Source organism: Microlunatus sp. YIM B11417, from assembly GCF_059617205.1.
This window is the reverse complement of the sequence record NZ_JCAMPJ010000004.1, coordinates 486,842-509,354: the sequence shown is the minus strand read 5'-3', so window position 1 is coordinate 509,354 and position 22,513 is coordinate 486,842. Positions and strand designations below refer to the sequence as shown.

Below are 22,513 nucleotides of genomic sequence, written 5' to 3'. Positions count from 1 at the left end.
GTCAGCCCTTGACCGCGCCGGTGAGGACGCCCTTGGTGAAGAACCGCTGGAGGAAGGGATAGACGACGAGGATGGGCACGGTGGCCAGCACGACCACGGCCATCTGGACCGACTTCGCCGGTGGCGGCGGGGCGGCCGGGTTCTGCAGCTGGGTCAGCGGGGTGCCCTGGAGGACGTACTGGTTCAGCACCAGTTGCACCGGCCACTTGGCCGTGTCGTTCAGGTAGATCATCGCGCTGAAGAAGTCGTTCCAGTACGCGACGCCGTAGAACAGCGCGATCACCGCGATCACGCCCTTGGACAGCGGGACCATGATCATGGACAGGATCTGCCAGTCGCTCGCACCGTCGATCCGCGCGCACTCGATCAGTTCGCGCGGGATGCCCTGGAAGAAGTTGCGCACCACGACCATGTTGAACGCGCTGACCGCGCCGGGCAGGATCAGCGAGGCGTACGTGTCGAGTAGCCCGAGTTCCTTCACCAGCAGGTAGTTCGGGATGATGCCCGCGCCGAACAGCATGGTGAACAGGACCAGGTACAAGATCACCTTGCCGCCCGGGACCTCGCGCGTGTTCATCAGTCCGTACGCGAGCAGGATGGTCAGCACGACGCTGAGCAGGGTGCCGATCACGGTCACGCCGATGCTGACCAGCAGGGCCCGGACCACGATGCCGCCGGACAACACCGAGAGGTAGGCGTCGAGAGATGCGCCGCTCTCTCCGGGCGGGGCGGCGAAACTCTGCGCGATCACGTACAGGAAGGGATAGATCATCACGACGACGGTGACCGCCAGCACGACGGCCTTGAGCACCGTGGAGGTGAGGGTCGGCTGGTTCCAGCGGGGCCGGACCGCGACGGCGAGGCTCATCAGAAGGCCCCCTCGCCACCGAGCCGCTTGGCCAGCCAGTTGGCGCCGAGCACCAGCACCGTGCCGACCAGGCCCTTGACCAGGCCGGCGGCGGTGGCCAGCCCCCAGTCACCACCGAGCACGCCGCGGTAGTAGACGAACGTGTCGAGCACCTGCGCCACGTCGGCGCCGACCGCATCCTGCTGCAGGATGATCTGCTCGAACCCGACCGTCAGCACCGAGCCGAGTCGCAAGATCAACAGCAGCACGATCACCGGCGCGATCCCGGGCAGCGTGATGTGCCACATCCGGCGCCAGCCGCCGGCGCCGTCCACCGCCGCGGCCTCGTAACGCTCCAGGGGGACCAGCGCCATCGCCGCGAGGAAGATGATCGTTCCCCAGCCGATCTCCTTCCAGATCACCTGGGAGGTGATCAACAGGGCGAACGTGTCCGGATTCGTCATCAGGTTCACCGGGCGGTCGAGCAAGCCGGACAGCACGTCGCTGATCGCGCCGGTGCCGCCGAACAGCGCCTGCCAGATCGAGACCACGATGACCCAGCCGATGAAGTGCGGCAGGTAGACCACCGACTGGACGAACCGCTTGATCCTGTCGCTGACGATGCTGTTCAGCAGCAGCGCCAGCAGCAGCGGCGCCGGGAACGCGAAGACGATCTGGAGCAGGCTCAGCACCAGCGTGTTGACCAAGGCATCGGCGACCTCCGGATCGGTGATCAACCGCTCGAAGTTGTCCCAGGCGACCCAGGGACTGCCGGCCACGCCGAGATAGGGGCTGTAGTCCTGCCAGGCCACGGCGTTGCCGAGCAGCGGAACGTACCGGAAGATCACGAAGTAGATCAGCCCGGGCAGGATGAACAGGTAGCTCCACCGGGCCTGCCAGAGCCGCCGCTTCAGGGCCCGCCGCCTGGGGACGCGTCGATGATCATCGGTCGATGGCCGGTCGTCGGGCGTGACGGACGGCGCCCGCGAAGTCTCCCGTGACAGCGTCAGCCGGTCCAACTCTCCGCCTCCCTAGCGAGTGTCCTCATCAAAACCGACCGCCGCGGAGTTAGTCAAGATGGTTACATATCCTGTCTTCGTTTCTGGGATCGGTTAGGGTCGGCCGCATGATCGATCACCGTGGATCCGGTCCGACCGAAGTGCTGATCGTCGGCGTCGCCCATCTGACCGACGAGGTGCCCGACGCGGCGATCGCCGGTGGCCGCGATCGCCTGCTGGCCTGGGCTCCCGACCTGATCGCAGTCGAGAACCTGCCGGGTCACCTGGTGGTCGAGTACGAGGAGCACGGCGGCGCCTTCACCGACTTCCCGGTCGGCGGCGCCGCGATCGCCCGCGGCCGCGCGGCCACTGTGTCCGGGCTGAGGCCCTGGTCGGTGTGGCAGGCGCGGCGGGTGGCGCTCGACACCGACGCCGCCGTGACCGACCGGGTGATCGGGTGGCTGCTCGCCCGTGAACCCGAGAACGCCCTGCTGCTGCCGTGGCGCGAGGCGGAACTGCCGGACGCGGCCGTGGCGGCCCTGGCGGAGCTGGAGCGTTCGCCGTCGGAGCGAATCCGGATCGGCGTCGCGATCGCCCGCGAACTGGGCCATCCGTACCTGGCCCATGTCGACGATCATGCCGGCGTCGAGCTGCTGGAACACCTGCCGGACGACTGGCCCGAGGCCGAGGACGCGGCCTACCGCACGGTCAGCGACCGGGCCAGCACCACGCGTCCGGTCGGGACGCCGATCGATCATGATCATTGGCAGAAGTGGGTGGCGGTGGCGGAGTCACCCTTCGCGGACTACTGGGAGTGGTTCGAGAGCGGAGCACGAGCCGACGTCTCGGATCCGAGCGGCGTGATGCGGGCCCGGCTGGCCCAGTGGCGGACCCGCAACCTGGCCATGGCGGCGCGGCTCCGCGAGGCCACCGGACTCGTGCCCGGCGGCCGAGTCATGGCCATCGTCGGCAGCTCGCACGCCCGCCCGCTGCGCGCTGCGCTGGCCACCGATCAGCATGACCTGGCGCTGCTCGTACCCGGCGACCTGGAGAAGGCCGGAGCGGGCCGATGAGTTTCCGGCACGGCGCCGGTCTCAACCACCACGCACGCACGCAAGATCTCAAGGAGAATGATCATGGGCAAGATCCGCGTTCACGAGTTCGTCAGCCTCGACGGGAGCTTCGAGGACCCGAGCTTCACCTTCGACTTCGGTTGGACGGACGCGATGTTCGAGCGGATGGGCGCCATCACCGCTGGTAGCGACGCGATCCTGCTCGGCAAGAACACCTTCGAGGGCTTCGCCCCGGCCTGGAAGGACCGCACGGCGGAAGAGGACCCGGGTGCGCCGTTCTTCAACGACAGCCCCAAGTACGTCGTGTCCTCGACCCTGCAGAACCCCGAGGAACAGTGGCAGAACTCGAGTGTGATCGGCGGCTACGACGCCGACAAGATCCGCGAGCTCAAGGCCAAGCACGAGGGCATCTACATCAGCGGCAGCGGCACCCTGGTCCGCGCCCTGCTCGCCGACGGCCTGGTCGACGAACTCCACCTGCTGACCTACCCGGTCGTCCTCGGCACCGGAGCCCGCCTCTTCCCCGACGGCACCGACAATCTCGCCCTGTCGCTGGTCGAGTCCACCGCCTACGACAACGGCGTGGTGCATCTGGTCTACGGCCCGAAGGGCGCCTGATCCACTCCGACGATCAGCGCTGGTGACCGGAATCGAGCGCACTTCGCCCGGATCGGCCCGTTCCAAGCCCGATTCACCCGAGTGCGCTGGGTTCCGGTCACCCCCTACCGTCGAGGGCATGTACAACCACGAGCCGGACGGCTATGACTGCCCGTTCTGCCGGGAGGACCCGGCGCTGGCCACCCGCCCGATGGAGATCCTGCGCCGCTACGAGCGGGTCACGGTCCGGCTCAATCCGAAGTGGTGGCCGAACAACCCTGGTGCCGCGCTGGTCGTGCCGCATGATCATTTCGAGAACGTCTACGACCTGCCGCCGGAGCTCGGAACGCCTTTGCAGCAGGCGATCCGGGATACCGCGCTCGCGCTGAAGGCCGCGTTCGACTGCCCCGGCGTATCGACCCGGCAGCACAACGAGCCGGCCGGCAACCAGGACGTCTGGCACTACCACGTGCACGTGTTCCCACGGTTCCAGGACGACGGTCTGTACGGATCGCTGGGCGATTGGGTGGACGCCGAACGGATGCGCCGGTACGCGGATCGGATCCGGGCGGCCTGGCCGCGATCATGATCAGACGTGCAGGCGCATCAGGACGCCGGTCTCGCCGTCGCGTCCGGCGACGGTGAAGCCGAGGCGCTCGAACATCGACATCAGGCCGCGGTGCGGCGCGGTCCGCACGGTGGCCTCGGCGGCGCGGATCCAGCCGACCCGGGGCACGTTCTGCACCGGCCAGACCTCGAGGTGTTCGGCGACCTCGCGGGACCGCGGGCCGAACTCCCGGCGGGCCTTGCCGAGCTCGGGATCGTAATGACAGTGGACCACCGGCCGGGCCTCGATCCAGCCGCCGCCCTGCTGCCGGATCGACTGCACGGCCACCGCCAACGCGAGGGTGGCGACGCCCTGGCGGCGGAACGGCAGCAGGGTGAGGAAACAGGTGATCCGCCAGTCCGACGTCGGGTCCGCCGCCACCATCCAGTCCGGGGTGCTGCTGGTCCGCGTGAGCGGCAGGTCCTCGACCCGGCCGTACTGGCACCAGCCGATCACCTGGCCCGCGCCGTACACCAGGATGCCGCGCGCCCGGCCCTGTTTGATCAACTCCCGCATCTCGCCGAGGTTCTGGTCGCGGCGAAGATCACGACTCGGCAGCTCCTTGCCACTACCCTCGGGCTCGCTGACGGCCGGCGGGCGGCCGCACGGATAGCGCAGACAGCCGCAACTGCCGCGACCGTTGACCCGGAAGAACCGCTCGTAGTCGCGCCAGGTCTTCGTCGAGAGTTCCCGTGTCATGAACTGACTGACTTCCATCCATCGCCCCCAAGCTCCGACGGTGAACACACTCACCCTGGGCCACCGCTCGGCCGGCGTCAACTGCATAATCCCTTGCCAGGCGGCAACCCGGTGTGACTCGATGGTGCCATGGCCGCGTCCGAATTCCTGGTTGATCTGCATCGGCGCTTCGCCACCCCGCGTGTCGCGGTGACCGATTTCGTCCGTCGTACGACCGGCGCCGCGGCCGTCGAACTGGACCGGATCGCGCGCGGGTACGACAACGAGGTGTACCGGGTGACGCTCGATTCCGGGGCCTGCGTCTACGTACGGATCCGGAGCGGCGACGAGGACTTCGCGGGCGAGCTCTGGGCGATGGACCTGGCGCGGGATCACGGGATCGGCGTGCCGGAAGTGCTCGGCACCGGACGGGTTGCCGGTGATCAAGGAGAGCGCGCAGCCATGGTGATCACGCCCGCGCCCGGTGGCCAGTTCCGGGAATCGGCCGACGGGCTGACCCGCGCCGAGCGCCGGTCGGTCCTCGCCGACCTCGGCGGCGTGCTGGCGCAGCTGCACGAGATCCGGACGCCCGGACCGTGGCGACCCGATGCAGGAGGACGTTGGCCGGATCCCGCCGAGCTGCGCGAGGGCTACATCCGCGAACGTCTCGCCGAGCATGATCAACTCGTCAGTGCCGGGCTGTCACCGGCCGAGGTCGAGGCAACGTTCGCGACGCTGCACACTTCACCCGAGCCGGCGCCCTCCGGGTTCGTCCTCTGCCACGGCGATCTCAGCCCGGAGCACGTCTTCGTCGACGGCCGGGTGACCTGTCTGATCGACTGGGGCATGTGGCACGGCGGTTCGCAGCTCGGCGAGCTCACGTACCTCAGCAACACCTTCACCAGCGAGGATTTCGCCGCAATCGTGGAGGGTTACGGCTGGTCACTCGACGACGAGTTGCGCCGAGGGCTGGCGACCGTGACGGTGTCCAACCGGATCGGCCATCTGGCACACCATGTGAGCATCGGCGACCGGGCCGGCACCGAACGCAACGTCGCCCTGATGCGCCGCGCGCTCGCCGAACTCAGGGAGTTGGGTCCGGCCAACTGACCTCGGCCAGCCTGCGTTCGGCGAGCCGCTGCCGTTCCGGATCGCCCGAGCCGAGCTCGGCCCGCTGGAAATCGCGGTACAGCAGCAGGAAGTGGTTCTGGAAGTCCACGGTCCGGCGGCACAGGTCGCGTAGTTGATCGCGTTCATGATCATCGGCCGGAATCCCGTACCGCCAACGGTTCCGGCACAGGTCGTGGGTCCGGACGACGAGTTCGGTCCACTCGTCGGCCACCTCGCGGCGATAGAGGTCGGCGCAGGCGGCCTTGTCGCGGACGTACCGGCCGGTGCGCAGCGCGATGATCGCCGTCGCGGTCCAGCCGACGGTCGCGACGAGCAGCTTGGTGCTCGGACGCTCAACCCCGTCCGACCCCGGCATCGCCCACTGATCGAAGCCGAAGAACGCGCCGTCCGGATCGAGGTGCTCCAACGGGTACGTGAGCACGTCGCTGCGTTGTGCGGGGAAGCGGTAACTGGTGAACGGCGTGTGGATCACCGACCGCCGGTAGCTGTCCGGCTCGAACTCCGGCAGGCCCGGCCGGACGTCGTCTCCGTACAGCAATCTCGTGCCCAGCTTGAGATCCAGGGCCGTGCTCACGGCCTCGGGAAGCTGGAGGACCTGCTCTCCGATCACGATGATCTCCAGCAGGATCGGACTCAGCCGCGCGCAGTGATCACTCAGCGCCCGGGCCCGGTCGAACTCGGCCCGATCGAGGAAGCGGTCCCGGAACAGGACGTACAGATCAAGATCACTGCCGTCGATGCTGGCACCACTGGCATGACTGCCGCGGAGATAGACACCCAGGACCCTGCGGGGGAAGGTGATCTCGAAGATCCCGATCAGGCCCTGAGTGATCATGTCGCAGCGGTGATCACCGGTCGACTCGATCAGCTCAGGGCCCATCGGCGAGAAGTTACGCGGTGTTGTTGGCGAGCGCCAGCAGCCTGGCGTCGCTCCCGTTGAACACGTTCCGGTCCACCGCTCCGGAGATCCCGGAGACGGAACCGGAATCGGTCCACTGCCAGAAGGTGTAGGTCCCGAAGCCGGTCGGCATGGTCGGGCTGGACGCCGACGTCCAGCTGGCCACCCAGAGCGGCGTCAGTGCGGCGAATTGGCTCGTGCCGCCGGTGCAGGCGTTCCACCAGCTGCGCGAGGTGTAGATGACGACGTCCCGACCGGTCCGCGCCTTGTACGTGTCGTAGAAGCTCTTGATCCAGGTCCGCGTGGCGGCCTGGCCCAGCGTGCACGAGCCCTCGAGGTCGAGGGCACCGGGCAGGGTCAGGTTGTCGGCGCTCCAGGCACCGCCGTTGGACGCGAAGTAGTTCGCTTCGGCGGCGCCGTCGGCGACCGGGTCACCGTTCGGCCGGGCGAAGTGATACGCCCCGCGAATGACCCCTGCACGGTGTGCGTTCGGGTAGTTGGCGTTGAACTGCGGATCCTTGTAGTTCGTGGATTCCGTCGCCTTGATGTAGGCGAACTTGATCCCCGCGCCCTTGACCGCCGTCCAGTTGATCGTGCCCTGCCAGTGTGAGACGTCGATCCCGGGCAGGCCCGCCGGCGCAGCCTGCGCCGGTTGCACGAACGTGAATGCGAGCGAGACCGCAGCGAGAGCGACGGCCGCAGACCGCGCCAGACGGCGCAGGTGAACACTTCCCATCATGCCCACTCCTTCGGTAGAGATTTGCCATCCCCCCGGACAGGAACCTACGGCACCGAAGTGGACTTGCCTAGACCCAAAAGTGAACCGTGTCACACCCTTGGTCGACCGGATCGCGGAGTGACTGCTCCGCAAGATGTTCCCGGCCACGCCGTGCGCCATCCGGTGAAACCGCTCTACTGTATGACCCATGCCGGGGGACATCTTGACGTTTCTGTTGCAGGCCCAAGCACCATGGTTGGTCGGGCCGCTGGGTGTCCTCGTCGGCGTCATCATCGGCCTGATCGGAGCGGCCTGGGCGGCCGCCGCGCAACGGAAGGCGGACCTGGTCCGGGCGGCCCAGGATCGGGACCACACCGCGACCCTCGGCGAGATCGAGCGGGTCCGGGAGGTCTGCACCTCCCTGTTCCGCGACCTGCAGGACTACTCCCGGCAGGCGCTGCTGCTGCGCACCGACGCGAACCTCGGCCGGAAGGCCAGCTTCGAGGTCACCCTGGCGATCACCGAGTCGCAGGCGGCGGTGATGGAGACGTATGCGACGGCACGGCTGAGCTCCCCCGGCCCGGTCAGCGACGCCACGGCCCGGATCGTCCGCGCGGTCGGCGACTGCCCGATCCTGGAGAGCCAGGAGGAGTTCGACATCTGGTCCGAGTCGTGCCGGAAGCTCTCCGGGTTCCTGTTGCAGGTCGGCGAGCAGCGGATCAAGGAGTTGTCCGGCGGGACCGTACCGAAGAATTGGTACGAGACGCTGGTCCGCACCGAACTCGCCGAGGAGACGCCGGCGCCGCGGGGTCCGAAGCGTGGGGCTTCGACCAACGGCCGCAGCTACGCCCGGGCCAAGTCGAACTAGGTCCCGCCCGGCGGGTGCGACCATGGTGGCCATGTCGGCCGAACCGTACGAGAGCTTTGCCCTGCCGCACTACGCGGACCGCGACCCGGCCCACGACGCCGACCACATCCGGCGGATCCTGCGCCGACTGCCCGACCTGTCCCGCGACGTCGAGCCGGAACCCCAGCCGCCTCTGCTGCACTTCCTGGCCTGCTTCCACGGTCTCGCCGACCGGGTCCGCCGCGACGACGCGTTCCGGGCCGAGACCGAAGCGTTCCTGATCATGAACGGCTGGACGCCCGAGCAGGTGACCGAGGGGCTCCTCGCTCTCGGCCGGCACCACGTGATGCCGATGACCTCCGAGGAGAAGATCGTCCACGACGCGAACCACATCGAACGGCTCGGCGCGTTCGGCGTCGCCAAGGCCTTCACCCGCGGCGGCGCGGACGGGCAGAGCTACGAGCGAACGTTGGCCATCTTCGAACGCAACCTCAGGATGACCCGGTTCCTGACCCCGCGCGGCCGCGCCCTGGCGACCGAGGGTCTCGCGTACTGCCGCGACTTCATCACTCGACTGCGCCTCGAGCTGTGATCTTGACCGGGTAGGCCCGGAGTGCCACCGTGATCGCATGCCCGAGGAGCCGAGGACGGTCGCGGGGTCCGACGTCATGCGCCGGCGGCTACGCGCCCAGCCGGTGCTGCGGCTGCGCGAACTGTGGGATCCGGCGAGTCCCGAGTCCGGCGCCGGTCAGGCGTTGGCTCGCGTGCTCGCCGAAGCGATGCGCCAGGGATTGGCCCGGGCCGGGACGGTGTGGATCGTGCTCGGGCGGAAGACGGACGCGGGCCTCATCCCGGGCGAGGCGGCCGTGCCGGTGGACCGGGCTGGGGAGTCGGTCGAGGGCATCGAGGCGGTGGTGGTGCCCGGCGGGCTTGCGCTCTCCGTCCTCTATCGCGACGACATCCACCTGACCTCCGGCGGCGCCGTCGCGGATCGACTCCGGGCGCACGCCGAGGCCGAGGGTCTCGCGCTGGAAGGCGATCCCCGGCGGATCTACCACACCGACCCGGCCTGGAACCTCGAGCCCGATGATCAACTCATCGAGGTCCTCTGGCCGATCCATAGCGAGGAGTGATCACGATGGCTCGACGCGAGGTGCCGACCCACGGCGACGAGAAGACGAGCCTGCACGCCAGCCTTGATCGCCATCGCGACGCCGTCCTGTGGAAGCTCGACGGACTGGACGATGATCAACTACGCCGCCCGCTGGTGCCTTCGGGAACCAATCCGCTCGGCCTGGTCAAGCATCTGGCCTCGATCCAGTTCGGCTGGTTCTGCGAACCGTACGGACGGCCGTCGGAATGGATCCCCTGGGATCCGGAGGACTGCGACGCCGACGCCCGGGTCCGCCCCGACGAGACGACCGCCGACGTCCTGGCCTACTTCGCCCGGGCCCGCGCCGCCGCCGACGCGGTGATCATGGACTACCCTCTCGATGATCAACGCACCACGCCACCCGGCCTCGGGACCGGCGATCCGGTCACCCTCCGCTGGATCCTGATCCACGTCCTCGAGGACACCATCCGCCACGCCGGCCACCTGGACATTCTCCGCGAGCTGATCGACGGCCGCACCGGGACCTTCCCGAGGTGAGGAGGGTGGTGATCAACTACCGTTCCAGACCAGGTAGCGATCTGCCGTCTCGAACCCGGTCTGTCGATACAGCCCGACGGCTGCCTCAGTCGACCGCAGCAGGATCTTTGTCACGTCGTTCTGCCGTGCGTAGTCGAACGCTGACTCCAGCAGACTCCGGCCCAGGCCACGGTTGCGGTGCTCCGGAAGGACGAAGAGGAGTCCCAGGTAGGCCAGCTTTCCCGCCTCCCGTCCCGGAACCGGCATTCTCGGGATCACGAACATGCTGAGCAATCCGATGGCGCTGGCGTCGTGACAGGCGATCCAGCAGACGGACAGTCCCTCGGTCTGCTGGAACCACCTGTCGAGGCGTGCTTCGAAGCCCGGATCTGTGCCGGCCTCCGCCGGGCGTCGCTCCGCGGCATACGCCCGCCGCAGGGCCGCCACCTGATCCGAGTCGGCCGCAGCTACCCGCCTGATCATCGGAACCGTCACCCTCGGATGGTAGCGAGCTCTATGTCGCGCAGGAGGCAGGTGATCATGACCGTCAGACACACAAGATCGCCGCCGCCCGGCTGACCCAGGATCGCCAGATCGCGCCGAAGGGTTCGGTTCCGTGCAGTGCCGCGGCCAACACCTCGTCGGCGGCCACCCGCGTCCTGGCCACGCTCTCCGGCGGGTAGCCGTAGCGAACCGTGTGAGCGGCGAACTCGTCCTCGTCCTCGATCCACGCCTGCCCGTCCGCACTGCGGACCACGTCGAGCTCAAGATCAACAGCGGCAATGGACCAGCCGGAACCGTCTGCGCAGAACTCCGGCGCCGTCGTGATGTCGGCGTACACCGCGGTCCGGTGAGGTGGGGCGTTGAAATGCGCGAGATAACAACCGGCGTGGGGAACGAGCATGACGTGCGTTCCCCTCCGGACAGACACGCGCGCAGGATCCCGAGCCTCAGAATCGACCGGGAACGGAGATCCATCCGCATTGGCCAGCCATCCACCGAACTTGTCCGAACCCAGGTACAACATCGACGCGCGGCGGTGCGGGGATCCGTCCCACTTGCGCTGCCGCAGAGCCACCGCTGCGCCGATCGTCGGCTCGGTCACTCGCATTCCATCCTCCTGAGATGCCGGCTGATGATTGCTCCGAGCTCCGGACCGTGGAAGTTTCGGGGCATCAGACGCGGCGATAGTTTCCACGTTATCGCCAGCTCGAGTGAGCGAGAGGTTCGAGAAGATGATCACTGATCCGATCCTGACCCGGATCGGCGAGGCCGCCGCGCTGAACCATCATCAGGGTCAGCGTGACGCTGCTCGAGACCTGTTCACGCAACTCTGGGCCGACATCGGCGGCGAGGAAGGCGACCCGCTGCACGTCTACGTCCTCGCCCACTCGATGGCCGATACCCAGGACGACCCGCACCAGGAACTGGTCTGGGACCTCCGTGCCCTGGCCGCCGCCGACCGGATCAAGGACGACCGCGCCGCAGCAGCCGGAGTGACCCTCCCGGTGGCCGGCCTCTTTCCATCCCTCCATCTCAACCTCGCCGACGGCTACCGCAAGCTCGGCCACCGGGACCAGGCCCGTGGTCACCTGCAGCAGGCTCGGAAGACGATCGAGATCCTCGGCGACGACGATTACGGCCGGCTCATCAGAGAGGGACTGGAGCGACTGACGCGAGAGTTGGCCTCCGACTGAGGCACCACATCTTGGAGCGGATGACGAGAATCGAACTCGCATTCTCAGCTTGGGAATCCCACCTATCCCGGCTGCATGCGCCGCGCTCAATGGAATCGACCGTGGACCCTCGTTGGCACCTGCTGGCGCCACCGACCCGTCGGTCGAGATGCACGAGGGATGCAGATCCAAGCCGGCTCACCCACCCCCCCAATGCTCCAGCTTCGCTCTGATGCGGCTCACGGAACTCACACAAGCTTGACCTCTTGGGCCATCGGATCGCTGTCGGCGTTCACCTGCAGGACCTCTGACGGCACACCGATCCGAGCCGCCGCCCAGACTCGAAACACAAATATGTTCATTCGGACAACTTTGACCATCTCTTCAACGTCCGGCATCAACCGATTTGAATGCTTGATTGAATTGTATGCTTTTGCCGACCTAGTGGCCCATTCGTCACACTCAAAAGGCATCTTTATTGGGATACCTCGATAGACTCGCTTTATCCGATTCTCATGACTCTCACTATTCGCCGAACTTTTCGACTTCCCGTCGTCTAGTGCCACCTGCAATCCGATCGCATCCAGTCCAGCGCCAGATTGGAGTATCTGCGTTTCGATGGACATGGAGGATCGCAAGTGTAAATCCAAGACTGCACTTACCCCCCTGCCATACGCTCCGGAACGGAGATCAACCCAAGCACGAACGCCAGAGTTCTCGATGTCGCCATATCGGAAAAGGAATCGAACCGCACCTGGCTTGTCAGATGAGGATGACCGAGCGTCAGAGTAAACAACGCGTGACCAACGCCTACCTATAGCATCTCCGGACATGACCTTCTCAGGATCGTCCTCACGCATTGCACGCACATCATCCAGTGTGTACGTCTTCCAGCTTGCCAATGCAAGAAGCAAGCACACCGACCAATGCAGGGACTCGTGCTCATTCCAGTCTGTGAGGTCCTCGCTCATGGTCTCAATTAGGATCGCTTCTGTGATTTCAGAAACGTCACCGTACGCGGAAGGCTTGAACCCAAAGCTCGGCCGTGCAGTTAGACTCAACCTGTCGTGCAGCAGAATAGGATCCGGCGACTTCAAGGTCAGTGTCATTGACTCGAGTCGCTTGTCCCTAAATTGCTGGTCCCATTGCAGTGACCGCAAATGAAGCCACTGACTTAGGCCCGGGATTCTCGACCGCAGGCCGTTAATTCTGACGTAGTCAACAAGGTCGCGGCCCCCGAAGATTGCTTTTCTGACCGCGATCCGCCCGACGCCGTGGGACATATTGGTGTGAGATCCCGCAAATCGACAGCCGACGAGGGTGACACACCCGTCTACCGTAAACAACCACAGCACTTGGGGCGGCGAATATCGATACTTGGTTCGATCCGGGTCATCGCCGTGATGACCAAGGTCTCCCTCAAACCATCGACGATACGGACTTGAGGGATCCGACCACGGCAAAGTCAACTCCAGCTTGCCGTCGTCGAATCGCCGCAGTACGCAACTCACCTCGGGCGTGTCCTCCAGGCCATCAACGAGCCAGCCGACAGATTGTTCGCCTGCTTCAAGGTAATTCACCACATTGGACAGTGTCGCAGGCGAAAACGACAGCCGGTGCAAGAAGCCGAATCTTTGCACCAAGGACTCGCTGGAGCATTGGGGTCCGCCACCTCCGCCACCTCCGCCACCTCCGCCACCTCCGCCACCTCCGCCACCTCCGCCACCTCCGCCACCTCCGCCAGTTCCGCCAGTTCCGCCACCAGCATCGGCGACCCGCGCGGCCCGTCGTGCACCCGCAGCTTGACCAAATCGAACACACGTTCGATACTCGATTGATGGACCGTACCAACAGCTTCGAACGGACCGTCATGAATGGCATCGAGCGAGTGAGTGGTCAAGTGGCGCAGTACTACATACCCCTGGCTGCCCGCCCTATCCGAGATCTGGCGGACGGTCGGGCCGACCTGCTGGCAGAGGTGGCCGGGCTACAGGTCGGACACTGGCTTGCCAACCCGCGAACCGAGACCGGCTCCGCCCTGGTGACCGCAGGGCTGATGATCTGGGCCGGCGCCGATCCAGACCAACTCAGCCGGTGGGTAGAACTCGGCGCCAGGCGAAGGGCACCCGGTGCAGCCTGACAAGGACGGGGCGGCGAGAGTGCTCAACGAAGAGCGCCCACCGGCGGCGATCGTTCCGTACCTCGGCGACAACCCGGCTGTTCAGGTGGAGGCCCGGATCGTCTGGGCCGACGGTTCCGAGGAATGGGTACGGGGCCACGCAACGCGTTGGACTCGACCGCTCGCCATGGTCAACCTTGCCGATCGCCGCCGCCGGTTCGTATGGCTCCCAGTCGAAGACGTGCGCCGGCTGCCACCGGGCGATGAAGAGGCGTCCGACTCCCGACATTCGGACGGTGGCGACCGCTGAGACCTTGCCTCGCTCTGCGAAGGTAGACCGGTGAGCGATGCCCCAGATCCGAACGCAGAGTGGTGGACGACTTCTGACGTGGCCGCGCACCTCGGCGTGCGCGTCGGTGCGGTCAGTTCCTACCGGCTGCGCGGCCAGATGCCAGAGCCCGATCTGACGGTCGGCCGGACTCACATGTGGAAGCCGCAACGAATCATCGAGTGGCACGAGAAGCGCCCGCGCCATGGCATCGGCGGCCGGCCGCGCAAGGAAGCCAGCGAGACCGAGCCGAAGGCCAGCGAGTGACCAGCCCGGACGACTCCGATCGTGAGTGCTCGGAGGCGCTGAACGCCCTTGAGCAGGCTGCAGCCGAAGCCGGACTGGACCTCCCCGCCCCTGATCTGATCAGGATCGGATCAAACGCCGTGTTTCGGTCGGGAAGCACGATCGTTCGCGTTAGCGCCCCCGATGCGGACGCTGAGTCGGTGCGGATGACGGTGGAGATCGCGCGCTGGCTGGCCGTTCACAGGGTCGCTGTGACGGAGGTGCTGGACGTACGCCAGCCAATCACGGCTGGCGATCGGGTCGTGACGTTCTGGCGGTCCGTTTCGGACCGAACCGTGTTCGGCACGACCGCAGATTGCGGCCGCTTGCTCGCCCAAATGCATGCGATCCAGGGTCCGGCTCCGGTGCCGTTGCCGACGTTCAACCCCGGAGGGAAGGCGGCCCGCCGGCTGTCCAAGCTCCAACACCTGGACGAAGGCATGCGTGACTTCCTCGCCGATCGGCTGGGCCAACTTGCGGCCGATTTCGAGGGGCTCAAGTTTGCACTGAAGCCAGGCCCGATCCACGGAGACGCGAACGTGGGCAACGTCCTGGTGGACGATGCGGGAGTCGCCCGGCTGGCCGACCTGGACAGCTTCGCCACCGGCGCCCGTGAGTGGGATCTGATCCAGACGGCGCAGTACTACGAACAGTTCGGCTGGCACACGCGGGATGAGTACCGGGCGTTCGTCAAGGCCTACGGGTTCGACGTGATGGAGTGGCCTGGCTACAGCACTCTGCGGGACACGCTCGAACTCACGATGCTGACGTGGATCGCGGGTCGCGCTGAGACTGATCCGGCCGCTGTTCCTGAGGCCAGACAGCGAATCCACGACGTTCGCACGGGCTCTAGCCGGCGATCTTGGAAGCCGTTCTGAGTCCGGCGTTCCACATGCGGTTGTCGGCGCTCCGCTCGACTAGATCGACAACGGCAGCCGCGCCATCCCGACCCGCAAGCTTCGCCTGGAAGTCCGCGACGTACGACACCGCTCGGCTCGATTTGAGGTGTTCTCCGGCGTCCAGTGCGTCCCCCGCGATGGCACAGGCAGACTCGATATCTGCGGCCGGCCCGGACAGCAGCGCTGTAGCGCGCAGCATGGACGTAAAGAAGTCGCTCCGGGGCGAGCCAACCTGAGATTCGACCGCGTAGGCGTCCACCTTGTGGTGCCACCCAAGGGCCTCGTAGCAGTGGCTGAACTCGGCGTTGAGTTCGCGATCGTCTACATACCGGATCCATTCCGGATCATCGTCCGGCTGGCGCCGGTCGAAGATGCCGACAGCCTTGGACAGGGCCCGTTCCGCTCCAACGGCGTCGCCGCTCACCGAGAGCCCGCGCGCCTCCATCAGCAGGAAATGGGCGTTGAGAGTCGGCGTCGCGACTGAGCGCGTGCCTGCCAAGGCTGCCCTCGCCAGCGTCGCCGCTTCCGTTCCGCGGCCGAGGAATGTTGCTTGGTGACTCATTGCGTCGAGAACGCTTCCGGCGAGTAGCTGATCATTGCCGGACCGGGCCAACCCGAGCGCCAGGGTGAAGTACCGCTGAGCAAGTCCATGCCGGCCCGCGTCGTACGACATCCACGCCGCGAGCAACGTTGCCTCTGCGATCGTCCGGTGCAACTCGCGGCCGATCGACTCCGAATAGCGCCCGCTCAGTAGCCGCTTGGCGTCGGACCGTAGGAACTCGACCAGCGCCCGGCGGGCATGGTCGCCGCCATAGGTGTCATCGAGGCGCGCAAACGCCGCCGTCGTCGCCTGGACAGCTGCAACGTCAGCCAGTCCGACCCGCTGGCCAGTGGTGTTCTCCGGCATCGGCTGATCACCGTCGGTGAGCCATTGGAGTGCCGCGGCCGGCCCGGCCTGCGCGTCGAGCTCCGATCGGACGATCGCCTGGACATCAGCCAGATCGGCCTCCATGACGTCCAGCAGTGTGCTCGGGGCCTCCGCGGCCCCGTAGTCGAGCCCCGCTCGGTTGATCGACGGACTCGCACCGGGAAACCCGATGTCGGCGGGGCTGACGGCACGTCCGGTCAGGTCCGTCATAGCCTCGGCGATCAGGGCGACTGTGGTCACCCGAGGGACCGTGCCGGATAGCCATCGGGAAATGTCTGTGTGGTTCGTTCCGAGCGGCTTTCCCGTACGCGCCGATAGCTCCCGGATCCGGCGGGCCAGTCGCTTGCTGGAGAGGTCCGCGCTTCGCATCGCGGCGGCCAGGCGTTCGTTCGGCTTGCCTGCCATCGCACCTCGCCCCTTCCCTGATTCGCGATTTGCACATTTGCGCCCCCCGCTGCGCCCTACCGAGCCCCCGGTGATCGTCGGGATGCTGGTCAAACAAACCAAGAACCGCAGCGGCCAGTACTGAGTCGCAGCATAACCCTTGACTCTCAATACTGACTGAGTCAGTATTGAGTCCTGCCCAATCGATCTAGGAGAAACCGATGGTGACGATCCCGTTGGTCGCGATCCTCGCGATCTTGATCTTTCTGTGTGTGAAGTACTGGAAGCAGGGCCTTGGCGGTGCGATCGTCGGGGTGCTGTTGGGTTTGGCGTTGGCGAGTACGGCTGTGGGTCCGCCGATCTTGTCCGGCCTGAACACGTTCTGTGATGCGGTGATCGGCGCGATCAACGCGGGCGTGAACGGTGGTGGTCGGTGATGTCGCGGCCTCACGTTGAGCGCCCGATCCTGGTCCGGGCCACGACCGGCGGCGGTTACTCCTGGACCTGCCTTGGCTACCCGTCGTGTCCGGGCGTGGGCCGGGAGCGGTCGCAGCTTGAGGCGATCGCGGCGGGTGTTGATCATCTCCGGACCGGGCACCGCCCGGCCGCTGCTGTGCGGGCGGTGGCGGCGTGATGGCGGCGGGCGAGGTTCGTTCGGCGTGGCCGGTGGTCGCGGTGGCTGAGGCTGCGGTGATTGGTGCAGCTGGTGGCCGGTGCGAGTGCCGGGGAGTGTGCGGTCGGGCTCATGCGAAGGGCGGCGGCCGCTGCGATGTGGAGCACCGGCAGGGTCGGCGGCTGATGATCGTCCCGGTCGATCCCGAGGTCCTCCTGGATTCGGTGGCCGCGGTCCGTTCGGCAAAGCGGGCGATGTGCCCGGCCTGTTGGGACCTGGCGCACCGGCTCGCGACGCGGCAGGCAGCCGAGGATCGCCTGGCTGCGGTCGAGCCGCTGTTCGCTGCCGATCTTGGGGGTGAGGCAGCATGACCGGCCATCTGTGGGCCCGGCTTCGGCTGGCTGTCGTGCTGGTGCTCACGCTGGCCGCGGCGGTCGTGCTGGTGGTGTGGCTGGTCGGTGAGGTGATCGCCGGCAACCCGCTGGCGCTGCTGTGGCTGACACCCTTCCCGGTGGCGGCCTGGTTGGTTTGGCAAAGCCATGCCGATGCACGGAACGACGCGCCGAACCACACCCCTGCCGATCATGATCATCGACAGGACGGCCCGAAATGACCGGCGAACAGAAAGCGGTCCGCCGGGTGGAGCCGTTGCCCGGTCCGGGTTACACGACCCGGCAGGCGAGGGCTCAGGTGGCGTTGACGGCGGCGATTCAAGATCAGTTCGAGGCAGGGGTGTTGACGCCGTGCCGGATGGATCCGCGGTCGTGGGACGCCGATGAGCGGGGAACGCCGTTCAAGGAAGACATTCAGCGGCCAGCCCGGCTGTGCCGGACGGCGTGCCCGGTGTTCGACGTGTGCGCAGCGTTCCTGGCGACCGACCCGCCGGTCCACGGGATCATCGCCGGCCAGTTCCGGCGCCATCCGCGCGATGACCGGAACAACGCCCATTGGCGCGGCCGACGCGATCAGCGCGTGGAGTGGGCAGCCATCGCCGGCACCGAGCAGGAAGGACGAGCAGCATGACCAAGATCAAATCCGCCCCGGCCAAGTCGGCCAAGACCACCAAGATCAGCGGCGGGGAGAACGCGCGGGATCCGTGGGTGCGGGCCGGCCTGTACGTAGTGATCATCGCCGCCATCGTCGTGTCCGGTGACACGTTGATCTTTCTCGCGGCTCAGGCCGGGTGGGGCGGTTGGCGGGCGTGGCTGTTGCCGGTGCTGATCGATCTTCCGGCGTTCCTGGGTGGCCGGATCTGGCTGCGCCGGCAGCAGACCAGTCCGCAGACCCGTAGCTATGCCCGGCGGTTGACGCTGGCCGCGCTCGGCGCGTCGCTGGCCGGGAACGTGTCCGGTCACCTGGTGCATGCCGGGCACCTGCCGGCCGGGTTGGCGTTGGTGATCGTCGCGGCGATGGTCGCCCCGATCGTGCTGGCCGCGGTGCTCCACCTGGACGCTCTGCTGTCCCCGGCGTCCCTGCCCAAGCTCCGCACCGAGACCCGGCCCGAACCGTCCCCGGCCAGCACACCGGCCGCGATCACCGCAAGGCCCGACTCGATCCCGGCCCCGAAGCCGGCCGAGCCGACCCGGCCGGCCGAGGCTCCGGCATCGACTGGTCCGGCCTCGGCCGAGGTGAGGCCGGGGACGGGTAAGGCGCGGGCGCGTGAGGTGTGGGAAGCGGCCCGGGCGGAGGGCCGGACCCCGGACGGCGCCGAGTTGGCCGAGGCGGCCGGCGCGACCCGCCGCTCGGGCAACCGGTGGCGCCAGGAATTCCTCACCGAAGACACCACCGACACCAGCGCCGATGACGGCGAGACCGAGACCGGAACCGAGTACGGAAGCGAGGCGGCGTGATGACCGCGACCACGGGACCCGACACCCCGAGCTTTGAGGACGAGACCGAGCCGAGCGGCGTGATCCCGTTCCGCCGTCCCGGCACCACTGGCCCGGTCTGGCCGACCCTGGACGACGACCAGGACGAGACCGAGATCGAGATCCCGGACCTGTCCGAGACCGACCGGGACGACCAGGCCAGGACCGAGACGGGACCGGACCAGGACGAGCGGGACACGGCCGAGACCGGGCGGGACCGGGACGGGTCCGGCGGTGTCCTGGTCCTGCGAGACGGCGGGACCGTCATCGTCCCGGACCCCGACCTGGACCGGGACACCGACCAGGACACGGACGACGAGGGCGGGACGCTGGTCCTGGTCGATCCGCCGACCGGGACCGGTCCGGGTGTCCTGCCGTGGGACCGGCCAGCGGAACGGCAGGACGTGATCCCGGTCTGGCTCCGCGACACCACGACCCGCAAGGCCGCCGTGGTCTGGGTGGCCGGGACCGCCCGCCATATCGCGGCGTTCCACGCCGCCCGTGTCCCGCTCTACCTGGGCCGGCTGCTGCTGCAAGCCCCGATCGGCGCGGCCCGCCTGCTCGGGCGTTGGTCCCGCTGGGTCCGTGACGCCGACACCGCCCCACTCCGCAGCCATGCGATCCAGCAGGCCGACGCCGAGACCCACATGCGGCTGATGGACAAGACGGTGAACCGACAACGGGTCCGCGGCGTCCTGTCCCTGCTGATCGGCGTGACCGCGGTCGTGGCGGGCGGGACGGCGGTCACGGTCCTGCCCGATCCGGTCCTGGTCGTGCTGGGGTGTGTCCTGGTCGGCCTGTTGGGTTGGGCCGGGACCCCGGCGGACAAGCCGGTCCTGGGTCGGGCGGTCACGCCGGACAAGGTCCCGGTCCTGACTTCCGATCTGGTGATGGGCGCGTTGGGCGCGCTCGGGATCGCGGAGATGAACAAGGCGCTGCGTCCGGGCGGGTCTGGCGTGCATTTCCCTCAGCCGATCACGCGGGACGGTCCGGGTTGGCGGGCCGCGGTGGACCTGCCGCCCGGCGTGACCGCCGGGGACATCCTGGACCGTCGCCCGGCACTGGCGTCGGCCCTGCGCCGCCAACTCGGTTGTGTCTGGCCGGAGGGTGACCCGGACTCGCACGAGGGCCGCCTGGTCCTGTGGGTCGGAGACAAGGACATGGCCCAGTCCAAGCCCGCCGCCTGGCCGCTCGCGGCCCGTGGTCAGGCTGACGTGTTCACCGATCTGCCGTTCGGGGTCGATCAGCGCGGCCGGCCGGTCACCATGACCATGATCTTCAACAGCCTGCTCATCGGTGCGATGCCTCGTCAGGGGAAGACGTTCGCGCTGCGGGTCGTGCTGCTGGACCTGGCGCTGGATCCGTCGGTGATGCTCTACACATACGAGTTGAAGGGCACCGGCGACCTGGAAGCGCTGGAACGGATCTCGCACCGCTACGCCTCCGGCCCCGGCGACGAGGCCACCCTGGACCGCCTGATGACCGGCCTGCGCGAGGTCTTCGCCGAACTGGAACGCCGCGCCGGCGTGATCACCAAGCTGCCCAAGGATCTGTGCCCGGAGAACAAGGTCACGCCGGACCTGTCCCGCAACCCCAAGCTCGGCCTGGCGCCGATCGTGCTCGCGATCGACGAGTGCCAGGAACTGTTCACCTCCGACAAGTACGGCGACGAGGCCGAACAACTCTGTTTGGCGATCATCAAGCGCGGCCCCGCGCTGGGGATCATGCTGATCTTGGCCACGCAGCGGCCGGACAAGGACTCGCTGCCGACCGGCATCAGCGCCAACGTTGGGATCCGGTTCTGTCTGCGGGTGATGGGCCAGCTGGAGAACGACATGATCCTCGGCACGAGCGCGTATCGGACCGGGCTGCGGGCGTCGGACCTGACGAACCGGGACAAGGGGATCGGGATCCTGCGCGGTCACGCCGACAACCACCAGATCACCCGCACCTACTACATCGACGGCCTGGCGGCCGAGAAGACCGCCGACCGTGCCCGCGCCCTCCGCGAGGCCGCCGGAATGATCACCGGCCACGCCGCCGGCGACACCCCGGACACCGCGCCGGCGGTGTCGCTGCTGGACGACCTCGCCGCGGTCTGGCCGGACGGGCAGGACAAGGCGTGGTCGGAGACCCTGTGCGACCTGCTGACTGGCCTGCGGCCCGACCACTACGGCGACCTGGACCCGGCCGGCCTGGCCGCCCAGATCAAGCCCTACGGCCTCAAGACCGCCCAGGTGTGGGGCACCGACCCCGCGACCGGGAAGGGCAGCAACCGGCGCGGCCTCGACCGCGCCGACCTCGCCGCCGCCCGCCGCCGCCTCGCCGCGAACGGTGGCAGCGGGGAGGGCGCCGACTGACCAGACCGCCCACCAGGCAGGGCCGCTAGACCTAGCAGCCCCGCTAGCACACCGATCAGGACGCTGACCAGGCACGACACCGGTCTAGCGGCCCTGGCCGAACACGCCCGAAATGCAGCCAAATGCCTGCCAAACAGGAACCTGGACACCCTTCCGAGCCGATAGGAGCTAGACCCGAATGACCACCAACCGCCTCGCCCACGACCCCCGACTGCTGGCCCTGTTCACCGACCTCACCCGCGAGAACCGCGACCTCAAGACCGAGCGCGCCCGGCTCGACCGGCGCCTGTGTGAGGCGCTGGCCGACGCGAACCGCTACCTGACCGCGGCCGGCCGGGCCAACGCCGAAGCCGTCCGGCTGCGGGCCGCGATCGCCGAACTCGTCACCCTGGTCGATCCGCTCGCCGGGCCAGCCCTCGACGCCCGGCAACTCCGCACCGCGATCGGTCACCTTGCCGCTGTCGCGCGGCCGATCGGCGGTGCGGCATGACGCCGACCGCGTTCGTGGTGATCGTGCTGGCCGGTGTCGCGGTCGTCACGGCCTGGTGCCTCGGCTCGACCTGGATGATCGAACCCGGTGACCCCGCCTCGCCCGACCCGGCCCGGCGCAAGCTCCGGTTCCGGCCGGACTCGCTGTACCGGTGGGCCGCCGACAACGGTCCGCTCGGGATCGCGCTGGTCGCCGCGCTGTTCGGAGCCTTCTACCTCGGCCTGTGCATGGTCGCGGTCGTGATCATCCGCGCGATCCCCGGACTCATCCCGTGACCGGCGAACAAGTCGGCCTGTTGGTCCTGGTCGTCGCTGGGCTCGGCCTGCTCTACCTGCTGACGTGCTGGCTCTGGCCGTTCGCCGCCTGCCGGCGGTGCACCGGCTCCGGCAAACGCCGCTCACCCAGCGGCAAAGCCTGGCGCGACTGCCCCCGCTGCAAAGGCACCGGCCGCCGGCTCCGGCTCGGCCGCCGGATCGCCAACAGCCTCGGCCGCACCCGCGACCACACCAACAAACACCTCTAGCCACGTGAAAGGGAGT

31 protein-coding genes are annotated in these 22,513 nt (G+C 67.7%); 22 read left to right on the top strand and 9 right to left on the bottom strand.

Features of this window, described 5'->3' with window-relative positions; all coding sequences use genetic code 11:
- Position 1 precedes the first annotated feature (1 nt).
- Both AC6CCG_RS21945 and AC6CCG_RS21940 read right to left on the bottom strand, forming a co-directional pair.
- Positions 2–868: a carbohydrate ABC transporter permease gene (locus AC6CCG_RS21945; RefSeq protein WP_496656785.1), complete on the bottom strand. Its 867-nt coding sequence runs from the start codon at positions 866–868 to the stop codon at positions 2–4.
- Positions 868–1,866, bottom strand: coding sequence for an ABC transporter permease (locus AC6CCG_RS21940; RefSeq protein ID WP_496656784.1), 999 nt, complete (start codon positions 1,864–1,866; stop codon positions 868–870). Before AC6CCG_RS21940 ends, AC6CCG_RS21945 begins: the two co-directional genes overlap by 1 nt.
- 107 nt (positions 1,867–1,973) lie before the next feature.
- Between AC6CCG_RS21940 and AC6CCG_RS21935 the strand changes: the two genes are divergently transcribed.
- The 3 genes from AC6CCG_RS21935 (at position 1,974) to AC6CCG_RS21925 (ending at position 4,104) form a co-directional block, all read left to right on the top strand.
- A complete protein-coding gene (locus AC6CCG_RS21935; RefSeq protein WP_496656783.1) occupies positions 1,974–2,918 on the top strand; it encodes a hypothetical protein in 945 nt (314 codons plus the stop codon).
- A 63-nt stretch (positions 2,919–2,981) separates the two neighbouring features.
- Positions 2,982–3,536, top strand: coding sequence for a dihydrofolate reductase family protein (locus AC6CCG_RS21930; RefSeq protein WP_496656782.1), 555 nt, complete (start codon positions 2,982–2,984; stop codon positions 3,534–3,536).
- A gap of 118 nt (positions 3,537–3,654) precedes the next feature.
- On the top strand, positions 3,655–4,104 hold the full coding sequence (locus AC6CCG_RS21925) for an HIT family protein (protein WP_496656781.1): 450 nt from the start codon (positions 3,655–3,657) through the stop codon (positions 4,102–4,104).
- Here AC6CCG_RS21925 and AC6CCG_RS21920 read toward each other — a convergent pair whose 3' ends face one another.
- Positions 4,105–4,821 (bottom strand): hypothetical protein, encoded by a 717-nt coding sequence (locus tag AC6CCG_RS21920; RefSeq protein ID WP_496656780.1) that lies wholly within the window; start codon positions 4,819–4,821, stop codon positions 4,105–4,107. It abuts the gene before it with no gap.
- 129 nt (positions 4,822–4,950) lie between these two features.
- Here AC6CCG_RS21920 and AC6CCG_RS21915 point away from each other — a divergent pair, with 129 nt between their 5' ends.
- The gene (locus tag AC6CCG_RS21915) at positions 4,951–5,910 is read left to right on the top strand and encodes a phosphotransferase family protein (protein ID WP_496656779.1); all 960 of its coding nucleotides are present in this window, start codon (positions 4,951–4,953) and stop codon (positions 5,908–5,910) included.
- Here the strand turns inward: AC6CCG_RS21915 and AC6CCG_RS21910 are convergent.
- A complete protein-coding gene (locus AC6CCG_RS21910) occupies positions 5,885–6,811 on the bottom strand; it encodes a hypothetical protein (RefSeq protein ID WP_496656778.1) in 927 nt (308 codons plus the stop codon). The genes AC6CCG_RS21915 and AC6CCG_RS21910 overlap by 26 nt on opposite strands.
- Before the next feature lie 10 nt (positions 6,812–6,821).
- Entirely contained in the window at positions 6,822–7,568 is a 747-nt protein-coding gene (locus AC6CCG_RS21905; protein WP_496656777.1) for a GH25 family lysozyme, read from the bottom strand.
- A gap of 187 nt (positions 7,569–7,755) precedes the next feature.
- Here AC6CCG_RS21905 and AC6CCG_RS21900 point away from each other — a divergent pair, with 187 nt between their 5' ends.
- The 4 genes from AC6CCG_RS21900 to AC6CCG_RS21885 are packed head-to-tail and all read left to right on the top strand — an operon-like array spanning position 7,756 to position 10,045.
- Entirely contained in the window at positions 7,756–8,415 is a 660-nt protein-coding gene (locus AC6CCG_RS21900) for a hypothetical protein (RefSeq protein WP_496656776.1), read from the top strand.
- 31 nt (positions 8,416–8,446) lie between these two features.
- Positions 8,447–8,986 (top strand): HD domain-containing protein, encoded by a 540-nt coding sequence (locus tag AC6CCG_RS21895; protein ID WP_496656775.1) that lies wholly within the window; start codon positions 8,447–8,449, stop codon positions 8,984–8,986.
- A 37-nt stretch (positions 8,987–9,023) separates the two neighbouring features.
- Positions 9,024–9,527: a GyrI-like domain-containing protein gene (locus tag AC6CCG_RS21890; RefSeq protein ID WP_496656774.1), complete on the top strand. Its 504-nt coding sequence runs from the start codon at positions 9,024–9,026 to the stop codon at positions 9,525–9,527.
- Between the two features lie 5 nt (positions 9,528–9,532).
- Complete coding sequence (locus AC6CCG_RS21885) at positions 9,533–10,045, top strand: DinB family protein (RefSeq protein ID WP_496656773.1); 513 nt, start codon at positions 9,533–9,535, stop codon at positions 10,043–10,045.
- Between the two features lie 12 nt (positions 10,046–10,057).
- On the opposite strand, the gene AC6CCG_RS21880 is transcribed toward AC6CCG_RS21885, so the two are convergent.
- A complete protein-coding gene (locus tag AC6CCG_RS21880) occupies positions 10,058–10,507 on the bottom strand; it encodes a GNAT family N-acetyltransferase (protein ID WP_496656772.1) in 450 nt (149 codons plus the stop codon).
- Positions 10,508–10,571: 64 nt separating this feature from the next.
- Positions 10,572–11,051: a DUF402 domain-containing protein gene (locus AC6CCG_RS21875; RefSeq protein WP_496656915.1), complete on the bottom strand. Its 480-nt coding sequence runs from the start codon at positions 11,049–11,051 to the stop codon at positions 10,572–10,574.
- A gap of 208 nt (positions 11,052–11,259) precedes the next feature.
- On the opposite strand from AC6CCG_RS21875, the gene AC6CCG_RS21870 reads away from it, so the two are divergent.
- The gene (locus AC6CCG_RS21870; RefSeq protein ID WP_496656771.1) at positions 11,260–11,721 is read left to right on the top strand and encodes a hypothetical protein; all 462 of its coding nucleotides are present in this window, start codon (positions 11,260–11,262) and stop codon (positions 11,719–11,721) included.
- A 227-nt stretch (positions 11,722–11,948) separates the two neighbouring features.
- Here the strand turns inward: AC6CCG_RS21870 and AC6CCG_RS21865 are convergent, their stop codons facing one another.
- Positions 11,949–13,283: an ApeA N-terminal domain 1-containing protein gene (locus tag AC6CCG_RS21865; RefSeq protein ID WP_496656770.1), complete on the bottom strand. Its 1,335-nt coding sequence runs from the start codon at positions 13,281–13,283 to the stop codon at positions 11,949–11,951.
- Positions 13,284–13,537: 254 nt separating this feature from the next.
- Here AC6CCG_RS21865 and AC6CCG_RS21860 point away from each other — a divergent pair, with 254 nt between their 5' ends.
- Genes AC6CCG_RS21860 through AC6CCG_RS21845 form a run of 4 tightly spaced genes read left to right on the top strand, consistent with a single transcriptional unit; the run spans position 13,538 to position 15,310 of the window.
- Positions 13,538–13,840, top strand: a complete 303-nt coding sequence (locus AC6CCG_RS21860; RefSeq protein ID WP_496656769.1) for a hypothetical protein — start codon at positions 13,538–13,540, stop codon at positions 13,838–13,840.
- A gap of 19 nt (positions 13,841–13,859) precedes the next feature.
- The gene (locus AC6CCG_RS21855) at positions 13,860–14,129 is read left to right on the top strand and encodes a hypothetical protein (protein WP_496656768.1); all 270 of its coding nucleotides are present in this window, start codon (positions 13,860–13,862) and stop codon (positions 14,127–14,129) included.
- 30 nt (positions 14,130–14,159) lie between these two features.
- Positions 14,160–14,414, top strand: coding sequence for a hypothetical protein (locus tag AC6CCG_RS21850; RefSeq protein WP_496656766.1), 255 nt, complete (start codon positions 14,160–14,162; stop codon positions 14,412–14,414).
- Complete coding sequence (locus AC6CCG_RS21845) at positions 14,411–15,310, top strand: phosphotransferase enzyme family protein (protein ID WP_496656765.1); 900 nt, start codon at positions 14,411–14,413, stop codon at positions 15,308–15,310. The genes AC6CCG_RS21850 and AC6CCG_RS21845 overlap by 4 nt, the downstream gene beginning before the upstream one ends.
- Here AC6CCG_RS21845 and AC6CCG_RS21840 read toward each other — a convergent pair.
- Positions 15,282–16,664, bottom strand: a complete 1,383-nt coding sequence (locus AC6CCG_RS21840) for an NsdA family TPR-like regulatory protein (RefSeq protein WP_496656764.1) — start codon at positions 16,662–16,664, stop codon at positions 15,282–15,284. The two genes, AC6CCG_RS21845 and AC6CCG_RS21840, sit on opposite strands and share 29 nt — an antisense overlap.
- Before the next feature lie 200 nt (positions 16,665–16,864).
- Here AC6CCG_RS21840 and AC6CCG_RS21835 point away from each other — a divergent pair, with 200 nt between their 5' ends.
- The 9 genes from AC6CCG_RS21835 to AC6CCG_RS21795 all read left to right on the top strand — a co-directional run bounded on the left by AC6CCG_RS21835 (position 16,865) and on the right by AC6CCG_RS21795 (position 22,497).
- A complete protein-coding gene (locus AC6CCG_RS21835; RefSeq protein WP_496656763.1) occupies positions 16,865–17,080 on the top strand; it encodes a hypothetical protein in 216 nt (71 codons plus the stop codon).
- A 361-nt stretch (positions 17,081–17,441) separates the two neighbouring features.
- Positions 17,442–17,627 (top strand): hypothetical protein, encoded by a 186-nt coding sequence (locus tag AC6CCG_RS21830; protein ID WP_496656762.1) that lies wholly within the window; start codon positions 17,442–17,444, stop codon positions 17,625–17,627.
- Positions 17,624–17,869: a hypothetical protein gene (locus AC6CCG_RS21825; RefSeq protein ID WP_496656760.1), complete on the top strand. Its 246-nt coding sequence runs from the start codon at positions 17,624–17,626 to the stop codon at positions 17,867–17,869. The genes AC6CCG_RS21830 and AC6CCG_RS21825 overlap by 4 nt, the downstream gene beginning before the upstream one ends.
- Positions 17,866–18,279 carry a hypothetical protein gene (locus AC6CCG_RS21820; protein WP_496656759.1) on the top strand — a complete coding sequence of 138 codons (414 nt, stop codon included), beginning with the start codon at positions 17,866–17,868 and terminating at the stop codon, positions 18,277–18,279. The genes AC6CCG_RS21825 and AC6CCG_RS21820 overlap by 4 nt, the downstream gene beginning before the upstream one ends.
- Entirely contained in the window at positions 18,276–19,106 is an 831-nt protein-coding gene (locus tag AC6CCG_RS21815; protein ID WP_496656758.1) for a hypothetical protein, read from the top strand. The genes AC6CCG_RS21820 and AC6CCG_RS21815 overlap by 4 nt, the downstream gene beginning before the upstream one ends.
- Positions 19,106–21,484: a P-loop NTPase family protein gene (locus tag AC6CCG_RS21810; protein ID WP_496656757.1), complete on the top strand. Its 2,379-nt coding sequence runs from the start codon at positions 19,106–19,108 to the stop codon at positions 21,482–21,484. Before AC6CCG_RS21815 ends, AC6CCG_RS21810 begins: the two co-directional genes overlap by 1 nt.
- 178 nt (positions 21,485–21,662) lie before the next feature.
- Positions 21,663–21,974: a hypothetical protein gene (locus AC6CCG_RS21805; protein WP_496656756.1), complete on the top strand. Its 312-nt coding sequence runs from the start codon at positions 21,663–21,665 to the stop codon at positions 21,972–21,974.
- Positions 21,971–22,249: a hypothetical protein gene (locus tag AC6CCG_RS21800; RefSeq protein ID WP_496656755.1), complete on the top strand. Its 279-nt coding sequence runs from the start codon at positions 21,971–21,973 to the stop codon at positions 22,247–22,249. The genes AC6CCG_RS21805 and AC6CCG_RS21800 overlap by 4 nt, the downstream gene beginning before the upstream one ends.
- Complete coding sequence (locus tag AC6CCG_RS21795; protein ID WP_496656754.1) at positions 22,246–22,497, top strand: hypothetical protein; 252 nt, start codon at positions 22,246–22,248, stop codon at positions 22,495–22,497. The genes AC6CCG_RS21800 and AC6CCG_RS21795 overlap by 4 nt, the downstream gene beginning before the upstream one ends.
- The last annotated feature ends 16 nt before the right edge of the window (positions 22,498–22,513 follow it).

Bases quoted from the DNA above. Each gene is read 5' to 3' on its own strand.
- AC6CCG_RS21945 (WP_496656785.1), bottom strand. From the start codon at position 868: ATGAGCCTCGCCGTCGCGGTCCGGCCCCGCTGGAACCAGCCGACCCTC.
- AC6CCG_RS21935 (WP_496656783.1), top strand. From the start codon at position 1,974: ATGATCGATCACCGTGGATCCGGTCCGACCGAAGTGCTGATCGTCGGC.
- AC6CCG_RS21930 (WP_496656782.1), top strand. From the start codon at position 2,982: ATGGGCAAGATCCGCGTTCACGAGTTCGTCAGCCTCGACGGGAGCTTC.
- AC6CCG_RS21925 (WP_496656781.1), top strand. From the start codon at position 3,655: ATGTACAACCACGAGCCGGACGGCTATGACTGCCCGTTCTGCCGGGAG.
- AC6CCG_RS21920 (WP_496656780.1), bottom strand. From the start codon at position 4,821: ATGACACGGGAACTCTCGACGAAGACCTGGCGCGACTACGAGCGGTTC.
- AC6CCG_RS21915 (WP_496656779.1), top strand. From the start codon at position 4,951: ATGGCCGCGTCCGAATTCCTGGTTGATCTGCATCGGCGCTTCGCCACC.
- AC6CCG_RS21910 (WP_496656778.1), bottom strand. From the start codon at position 6,811: ATGGGCCCTGAGCTGATCGAGTCGACCGGTGATCACCGCTGCGACATG.
- AC6CCG_RS21905 (WP_496656777.1), bottom strand. From the start codon at position 7,568: ATGATGGGAAGTGTTCACCTGCGCCGTCTGGCGCGGTCTGCGGCCGTC.
- AC6CCG_RS21900 (WP_496656776.1), top strand. From the start codon at position 7,756: ATGCCGGGGGACATCTTGACGTTTCTGTTGCAGGCCCAAGCACCATGG.
- AC6CCG_RS21895 (WP_496656775.1), top strand. From the start codon at position 8,447: ATGTCGGCCGAACCGTACGAGAGCTTTGCCCTGCCGCACTACGCGGAC.
- AC6CCG_RS21890 (WP_496656774.1), top strand. From the start codon at position 9,024: ATGCCCGAGGAGCCGAGGACGGTCGCGGGGTCCGACGTCATGCGCCGG.
- AC6CCG_RS21885 (WP_496656773.1), top strand. From the start codon at position 9,533: ATGGCTCGACGCGAGGTGCCGACCCACGGCGACGAGAAGACGAGCCTG.
- AC6CCG_RS21880 (WP_496656772.1), bottom strand. From the start codon at position 10,507: ATGATCAGGCGGGTAGCTGCGGCCGACTCGGATCAGGTGGCGGCCCTG.
- AC6CCG_RS21875 (WP_496656915.1), bottom strand. From the start codon at position 11,051: ATGTTGTACCTGGGTTCGGACAAGTTCGGTGGATGGCTGGCCAATGCG.
- AC6CCG_RS21870 (WP_496656771.1), top strand. From the start codon at position 11,260: ATGATCACTGATCCGATCCTGACCCGGATCGGCGAGGCCGCCGCGCTG.
- AC6CCG_RS21860 (WP_496656769.1), top strand. From the start codon at position 13,538: ATGGACCGTACCAACAGCTTCGAACGGACCGTCATGAATGGCATCGAG.
- AC6CCG_RS21840 (WP_496656764.1), bottom strand. From the start codon at position 16,664: ATGGCAGGCAAGCCGAACGAACGCCTGGCCGCCGCGATGCGAAGCGCG.
- AC6CCG_RS21835 (WP_496656763.1), top strand. From the start codon at position 16,865: ATGGTGACGATCCCGTTGGTCGCGATCCTCGCGATCTTGATCTTTCTG.
- AC6CCG_RS21830 (WP_496656762.1), top strand. From the start codon at position 17,442: ATGATCGTCCCGGTCGATCCCGAGGTCCTCCTGGATTCGGTGGCCGCG.
- AC6CCG_RS21825 (WP_496656760.1), top strand. From the start codon at position 17,624: ATGACCGGCCATCTGTGGGCCCGGCTTCGGCTGGCTGTCGTGCTGGTG.
- AC6CCG_RS21820 (WP_496656759.1), top strand. From the start codon at position 17,866: ATGACCGGCGAACAGAAAGCGGTCCGCCGGGTGGAGCCGTTGCCCGGT.
- AC6CCG_RS21815 (WP_496656758.1), top strand. From the start codon at position 18,276: ATGACCAAGATCAAATCCGCCCCGGCCAAGTCGGCCAAGACCACCAAG.
- AC6CCG_RS21810 (WP_496656757.1), top strand. From the start codon at position 19,106: ATGACCGCGACCACGGGACCCGACACCCCGAGCTTTGAGGACGAGACC.
- AC6CCG_RS21805 (WP_496656756.1), top strand. From the start codon at position 21,663: ATGACCACCAACCGCCTCGCCCACGACCCCCGACTGCTGGCCCTGTTC.
- AC6CCG_RS21800 (WP_496656755.1), top strand. From the start codon at position 21,971: ATGACGCCGACCGCGTTCGTGGTGATCGTGCTGGCCGGTGTCGCGGTC.